This window comes from Streptomyces sp. NPDC040610, from assembly GCF_055594065.1.
The window spans coordinates 80540-86956 of record NZ_JBVIXA010000001.1 but is presented as its reverse complement, the minus strand read 5'-3'; the positions used below and the strand labels follow the sequence as shown (position 1 = coordinate 86956).

7 protein-coding genes are annotated in these 6417 nt (G+C 70.5%); 6 read left to right on the top strand and 1 reads right to left on the bottom strand.

The annotated features are described in order from the left end of the window. The first annotated feature begins 137 nt into the window (after window positions 1-137). Both ACZ6AA_RS00435 and ACZ6AA_RS00430 read left to right on the top strand, forming a co-directional pair. Window positions 138-428, top strand: coding sequence for a hypothetical protein (locus ACZ6AA_RS00435; protein WP_468480326.1), 291 nt, complete (start codon window positions 138-140; stop codon window positions 426-428). Window positions 429-493: 65 nt separating this feature from the next. Beyond that, window positions 494-817 carry a hypothetical protein gene (locus ACZ6AA_RS00430; protein WP_471456575.1) on the top strand — a complete coding sequence of 108 codons (324 nt, stop codon included), beginning with the start codon at window positions 494-496 and terminating at the stop codon, window positions 815-817. A gap of 36 nt (window positions 818-853) precedes the next feature. Here the strand turns inward: ACZ6AA_RS00430 and ACZ6AA_RS00425 are convergent, their stop codons facing one another. Further along, on the bottom strand, window positions 854-1225 hold the full coding sequence (locus ACZ6AA_RS00425; protein WP_471455666.1) for a hypothetical protein: 372 nt from the start codon (window positions 1223-1225) through the stop codon (window positions 854-856). 240 nt (window positions 1226-1465) lie between these two features. Between ACZ6AA_RS00425 and ACZ6AA_RS00420 the strand changes: the two genes are divergently transcribed. The 4 genes from ACZ6AA_RS00420 to ACZ6AA_RS00405 are packed head-to-tail and all read left to right on the top strand — an operon-like array spanning window position 1466 to window position 6383. Beyond that, entirely contained in the window at window positions 1466-1942 is a 477-nt protein-coding gene (locus tag ACZ6AA_RS00420) for a hypothetical protein (RefSeq protein ID WP_468480324.1), read from the top strand. A 52-nt stretch (window positions 1943-1994) separates the two neighbouring features. Next, window positions 1995-3146, top strand: coding sequence for a hypothetical protein (locus tag ACZ6AA_RS00415; RefSeq protein ID WP_471455665.1), 1152 nt, complete (start codon window positions 1995-1997; stop codon window positions 3144-3146). A 5-nt stretch (window positions 3147-3151) separates the two neighbouring features. Continuing rightward, window positions 3152-3979 (top strand): hypothetical protein, encoded by an 828-nt coding sequence (locus ACZ6AA_RS00410; RefSeq protein ID WP_468450412.1) that lies wholly within the window; start codon window positions 3152-3154, stop codon window positions 3977-3979. Further along, the gene (locus tag ACZ6AA_RS00405; protein ID WP_471455664.1) at window positions 3966-6383 is read left to right on the top strand and encodes a hypothetical protein; all 2418 of its coding nucleotides are present in this window, start codon (window positions 3966-3968) and stop codon (window positions 6381-6383) included. Before ACZ6AA_RS00410 ends, ACZ6AA_RS00405 begins: the two co-directional genes overlap by 14 nt. The last annotated feature ends 34 nt before the right edge of the window (window positions 6384-6417 follow it).

Here is a 6417-nt window from a genome sequence, read left to right as displayed (position 1 = left end):
GACGTGCCTGGTCTGGAGGGGTCGCAGGGGGGACGGTAAGATGGGGAGCGGGAAGGACCGGGGGGGCGTGTGTTTTCGCATTCCTGGGGTGATCCCTCCCTCCCCCCCCACTCCCCCTCCCACCCCTTGGAGCCTCCATGCCTGGTTTCAACGTCAACGCGGCCCGCGCCCAGCGCCTCGAAGCGCTCGGCCGGACCTGGTCCTTCGAGCTCGACGGCGACGCCTTCGAACTCCCCACGGAGCTGACCCGCGCGACCGCGCGCCAACTGCGCGCCCTCGACGACAACGACGTCGACGGCCTGCTCGAACTCCTCCTCGGAGAGGCCCAGTTCGCCCGCTTCGCCCGGCACGAGACGACGATGCAGGACATCGCCGCGATCCTCGACGCCTACGGCAAGGAGACGGGGCTCGGCCTGGGGGAAGACTGAGCCTCGGCGAGCTCGTGGACGAACACGCCGAGGCCCTCGAGTCGGACCTCCTCCGCCACTACGGCATCAACCTCCTGGACTGGCACCGCGGCCGCCTCTCCTCACGGCGGCTCGCGGTGCTGGTCCGCCACCTGCCCCGCGACAGCGCCCTCCACCGCGAGCTGCACGGGGAGGCGGCGGAGTGGTCGGTGACGGACTACCTGCTGGCCCACGCGGTGGACCAACTGACCGAGTCCAACTGGATGTTCGCGATGGTCAACCGGGATGAGGAGGCGGAGCCGCTGGAGTGTCCGACGCCCCTGCGGCGACCGGGCGACGAGCATCGGGAGGAAGCCGGGACCCCGCACGTCACCACGGAGAGCGATGTGGCAGCGTTCTTCGCCCTGTGACAGCGCGCAGGACATCGCGGCGGCCTCCGGAAAGGCCTAGCGCGGGCGAAGCTTGATGCGCCAGCGGCACATGCTGCCCCAGCCCAGGCTGTTGCTCGTCGCACTGACGACGAGAAGCCCCGGTTTCTTCGGCAGATCGATCGTCCCGCTGAACTTGTCTCCATGGGAAATCAAATTCTGCCCTCTACTGCCGTCAACTGAGTACATGGCGACACACCCTCTGCAGCCGAACTCGACGTCAGCCTGCCATTTCCCTCCCGGGTACGAGAAGATGCGCGACGCCGTCGCCGACCGGGCGTCTCCCAACTCGTCGGCCTCGGACACGTCCCGCAACACGACATTCCACGCTCCGACGCCGCGCACGCCACCACTGATGGCGAGACGCGAGTAATTCGCCGGGATGAGCATGTTTGTTCTTTCTCTACCCCACGCAGAATTCCCTATCTTCTCCCGCTTCCGCGAATTACGGGAACCCCCTTCACCGTTGACGAAGAACCCCTTGCCGAGTAACCCTCCCCACGTCTCGGCAAGTAGCGTCCTGCCGACCAAATGATCAGGGATCTCAAATTCGGACTCGCCGCGTCCAGAAAACTGGGCCACTGGCTTCTCGGGCATTCCACTGCCTCACAATCCGGAAAAGGAGCATGAATGGGCGACGAATTGGCATCACTCAAGAAGAGGATCGCAGATCTTGAGAATGAATTCCAGCCCTTCAAGAAGAAGCTGGAGGCCGGCTACTTCAAAGGGGATGCCGCAGCGGCCACGGGCACGGCCACCGGTGTCTCCGGTGAGGCCTCCCTCGTCACCAGCAGCGTGAAGCTGGCCGCTTTCGACTTCGATCTTCGCCAGCACCTCAAGGACAAGAAGCTTCAACGCGAGGGAAAGGACCCGGATTCTCTTCACGACCACATCGTCCAAGTGGACCGCAGGGCCGACCGGCGTCTCCGGGACATGAACCGCGACCTCAACCAGAAGATCCGGCGCAAGGCCGACCGGTCCGCCGTCGGTGACGCGAACACCCGGCAGAACAACCAGATCCGGGACCTCCAGCGGAGCGCGAGCCGGGCGCACGACGAGTTGCAGCGGCTCTACGGCGCGGTGGCCCGCCTGGACGGCCAGTTCTGACGCCGGACCGCGTCCCGGTCCGACGCCGGACCGTGTCCCGAGAGGAGCATTCATGGCACTGAACACATCCCTCAGAACAACCGTCACCCAACTCAACCGCATGCGGACATCCGTGGGGCAGACGGCGACGGGCCTCACCCGGCTTCGTACGTCAACGGGCGATGCTGACAAGGCAGTCGACGGGATCAAGAAGTCGGCCGGTCCTGCCGGTACCTCCGTCGGCAAGCTCCGTACCGCCGCGAAGAACGGGAGCGAGGCCCTCAACAAGCTCCGCACCAGCGCCCGGAACGGAAACGAGTCCCTCGGCAAGCTCCGCACCACGGCCGGCCGCGGCGACGACGCCGTCCGCAAGCTCCGCTCCGGCGTGCGCAGCGCCGACAGCGCGTTCGACAAGGCCAAGGGCGGGTCCGACAAGCTCAGGTCGTCGCTCGACCGGATGCGCCGGTCCGCCGACCGGGCCAAGAGCGCGTTGCAGGGCGTGAAGCGGCAGGCCGACGCCGTCGAGCGGTCCGTCGGCAGGGCCGGGCGGAACGCCGACCGGGGCGGGAAGTCCATGGGGCAGCTCGGGAAGGGGGCCAGAGGGGCCTCCGCCGCGCAGCGCGGGCTCAACCTCGCGATGGCGGCGAACCCGTTCGGCCTCGTGATGGCGCTGCTCGCCCCGCTGATCACGAAGTTCGTCGACATGGACAAGGTCGCGAGGCTCGTCCGCCGGGGCGTCTCCGCCGCCTGGAGCGGTATCAGGAGTGCCTCGTCGGGAGCCTCGCGGTTCCTGAAGCCGCTGCTCACAGGAGTCGTCAACGCCTTCCGTTCGCCCGTGGTGCAGCTCGTGCGCGGGCTCAACGTCCTCATCGGCGCCATGAACCGGATCAAGTTCAAGGTGCCGGGGTGGGTGCCGGGGCTCGGCGGGAAGGGGTTCGGGTTCGATCTGCCGCGGATTCCGGTGCCGCATCTCGCCGAGGGCGGTGTGGTGCGGGCCCGGCCGGGCGGCACGCTCGCGCTCGTCGCGGAGCGCGGGGAGAGCGAGGCGGTGATCCCGCTCAGCAGGTTGGAGCGGATGCTCGGCAACCAGAACAGCGGCGCGTCGCTGCGCCGCCTCGCGGAGGCCCTGGAGCGGCTCACCGAGCGCCCCGTGCACGTGGACGTCGACGCCCAGACCATCGCCCGCGCCGTCTTCAGCGGGCAGCGCAAGCTCGCACGGAGGTGAGCCGTATGGCAAGGAACCTTTGGATCGGCAGCCCCGGACTGCTCCGGGAGATCCCCCAGGCCGCCAAGAGCTGGGACCGCGGCGCCGAGCTGAACGTCAGTGAGTTCAGGGCACTTGAGGGCCAGGTCACGACCTTCGCGCCCTTTCACACCACGCGCAGGCTGAAGTTCTCCTTCGAGGGCCTGGAGCCCGCGGACGCGCAGCACTTGGCGCGGCTCGCGCGCCGCGCCCCCGACGGCCGCACCGGCCGGGCGGCGGGCCCCGTGGCCGTGCTCGACCCGGTCTCCGTCAATCTGCTCGGCCCCGCGCAGGCCGCCGGGCAGAGCGGCCGGGCGGACGGCCTGGACCACTGGTTCGCGGTGAGCGGCAAGCCGACCTTCAAGCGGTTCGTCCGCGAGGGGTGGGCGGTGGGCGGAACGGTGCCCTCGGTCGTCGGCTGGGTGCACGGCACTTGGCCCGGCTGGCCCGTCGCGCCCGGAATGACCGTTTCCTGGCTGCTGCCGCCGGGCTGGGGCCAGGACGCCGTCGCGCGCCTGGCCTGGAAGGACGCCGATGGGCAGGCCCTGCGGGAGACAAGCGGCACCAACATCTCGGTCACCGGTGCCGCTCCCGTGGACGCGGCCTTCGTGACGCCCCAGGGCCTGCTGAACAGCGCCGGCGTCATCCCGCTCGGCGGCGCCTGCCTGTCCATCGGCGAGGCCGCCGAGGCCTTCGCGGTCGGCGACGGCTGCCCGGCGATGTCCGTCACCGGCTACTCCGACGTGCCGGCCGCCCGGCTCCCGTACCGCAACATCGGCATCGACCTCGTGGAGGTGACCCGTGCAACCCTCTGACCCGGCCCTTGACGCGGCGCTCGCGGCCCCCGAGCGCCGACCGGCCCACTCCACCCGCCTCGGCGGGCGCGAGGTGGGACCGGACGTGCAGGCCTGGACGGTCGAGCGGGCGTACGCCACCGACCTGCCGGAGGCCGTACGGGCGTTCTCCGGGAGCGCGTCCGCGCAGCTGGAACTCCAGCTCGGCGGGCACGACGGGGTGCCCGCGCCGCGGCTGTACTCGGCCTGGGCGGACCGTGCCACCGGCGACGTCACCCGGCCCGGCCAGTCCGTCGTCCACACCGTGGGAGCGGCGGGCCACACCCTGCCCGCCTTCCGCGGCACCGTCCGCTCCCGCTCGGCCGCGTCCGGCGACGACACCGTGACCGTGCAGGCGCTGGACGGCGCGGAGCGACTGCGCGGTCCCGCCGCACTGCCCCGCCCGTACCACGGCTATCTCTGGGGCAAGCCCGTCGCCACCGCCACCTGGTGCGTCGACGAACTCCTGCGCCAGGGCGGCATCCACAGCTGCCCGCCGCCGCGCGCTCCCGTCGCGGACGACGAGGACAAGGCCCCCCTGTCGATCATCTACGCCTCCTTGCACGGCGGCTTCAACTCCACGTACGGCCAGCCCGAGGCGCTGCCCGCCCCCACCACGTACACCTGGGAGCGCGAGGGCGCGCCGTTCGAGATGGCGCTGGTGCCGAGCGAGCCGGGGTTCAAGACGTCGTGGATGCCGCGCTCGCGGATGGTGCTGCCGGGCAGCGTGTTCCTGGTGGAGTGCTGGGTCAACACGGCCCTCGCCCGGGGCGACACGATCACCCTGTCGGCACTGTTCGACCGCAGCGCGGGGAAGTTCGGGGTGATCTCCGTCGTGTTCGACGCCAAGACGTCGTACGTGACCATGCGGTCGGGAACGCTGGGCGGCACCTCGGAGAGCCAGGCCTTCATCCCCACGAAGTTCGCCGCACTGAAGGGCCGTTGGCACCTGGGGCTGCTGGTCACCACCAAGCCGTCCAGCCCGCGCCCCACGATGCAGATCCGGATGACGGCGCCGGACGGTGAGTACATCGACAGCGACGACATCGAGTTCACGGAGGCGGCCGCGTCCCAGCAGCCGTCCGAGTTGCGGCAGGTCGACGTGACGACCGACATGGCTGTCGAGTGCGTCCAGGTCACCGACCGCGTGGCGGCGAAGGCCAGCGCCTTCACCCAGGCGGCGTGGGAGCAGCGCGGCGACTGGGTCAAGGGCGCGGAGCTGGACACGCCCGAACTGCCGCTGTTCGACGTGCCGAAGGTCTCGGGGTCGCAGTGGGACGCCATCTCGGAGATCGCCCGCGTGAGCATGTCGACGGCGGAGTTCGACGAGCGCGGGGTCTTCCGGTGGCGCGGCCCCGGCCGGTTCGCGAAGGCGCCGACGAAGCCCCAGCTGACGGTGACCACCCGCAGGGACATCGCCGCGCTCACGGTCACCGAGGAGATCGACGCCTGCCGCAACTACTGCGTGCAGCCCTACGAGGACTGGAAGAAGTCCGGCCACAAGGACGCCGAGCCCGTCCTTGACACCTCCGTGCGCAAGCTGATGCCCGGGGTCCCCGTCGAGGTCAGCTACGCGATGGTCGAGGAGGAGAACGACATCGGCCCGCTTCAGGTCGTGGACGACGCCGACCCGAAGGCGGGGCACGTGGTCCGGTTCGGCGACGCGGAGGACGGCGGGCGCTCGGTCAAGGGCAAGGTCACGGTCAGCAGTTGGCGCGAGGGCCCGTCGTACGTCGTCCGGTTCACCAACCGCGGTACGACACCGCTGTGGACCGTCACCAAGGACGGCAAGCCTTCGGTGTCCATCGTTCCGATCCAGCGGCTTGTCGACCCCAAGAAGCGCAAGTGGGCCCGCTGGAGCACACCGAGCCACGGGCACTACGGCAAGCAGCAGTACCTCGCGCCGGAGTCCCCGTGGGTGCAGAGCGCCACTGTCGCGCGGGCTCTCGCCTCGACCGTGCTGGACGCCGGGCGCTATCCGGTGCCCGTGCTCGACGCGGTGGAGGTCCTGCACGACCCGAGGATCCAGCTCGGTGACGTCGTCCGTGTCGTCGACGGGGCGGGCGCCGAACTGAACACGCTGGCCTGGGTCGTCGGCCTGCGCACCACACACACGGCCGGCGGTGTCCCGCAGCAGACCCTCACCTTGCGCGGCACCTCCTACAACGGCGTCCCCGTCGACGCCGGTCTCACCCCGGACGGCCCTGTCGACACCGGCACGCCGCCGGGCGCTGCCGCACCGCGCGTCGTCCGGGCGCCCGCAGCAGCCGCGCCCGCGCCCGAGCCCCGCCCCGTCACCCCCGTACCGATCGACGACCCGGACGCGCGCGCCGGGGACGACGGCATGGACCTCGACCACATACTGCCGCCGCCCTGGGAGCAGTGAGCACGGACCGCGCCGCGCGGCCGCCCACACCGAC

Excerpts from the sequence above, each read along its gene's own strand:
- ACZ6AA_RS00425 (WP_471455666.1), bottom strand. The coding sequence starts at position 1,225 with ATGCTCATCCCGGCGAATTACTCGCGTCTCGCCATCAGTGGTGGCGTG.
- ACZ6AA_RS00420 (WP_468480324.1), top strand. The coding sequence starts at position 1,466 with ATGGGCGACGAATTGGCATCACTCAAGAAGAGGATCGCAGATCTTGAG.
- ACZ6AA_RS00415 (WP_471455665.1), top strand. The coding sequence starts at position 1,995 with ATGGCACTGAACACATCCCTCAGAACAACCGTCACCCAACTCAACCGC.
- ACZ6AA_RS00435 (WP_468480326.1), top strand. The coding sequence starts at position 138 with ATGCCTGGTTTCAACGTCAACGCGGCCCGCGCCCAGCGCCTCGAAGCG.
- ACZ6AA_RS00410 (WP_468450412.1), top strand. The coding sequence starts at position 3,152 with ATGGCAAGGAACCTTTGGATCGGCAGCCCCGGACTGCTCCGGGAGATC.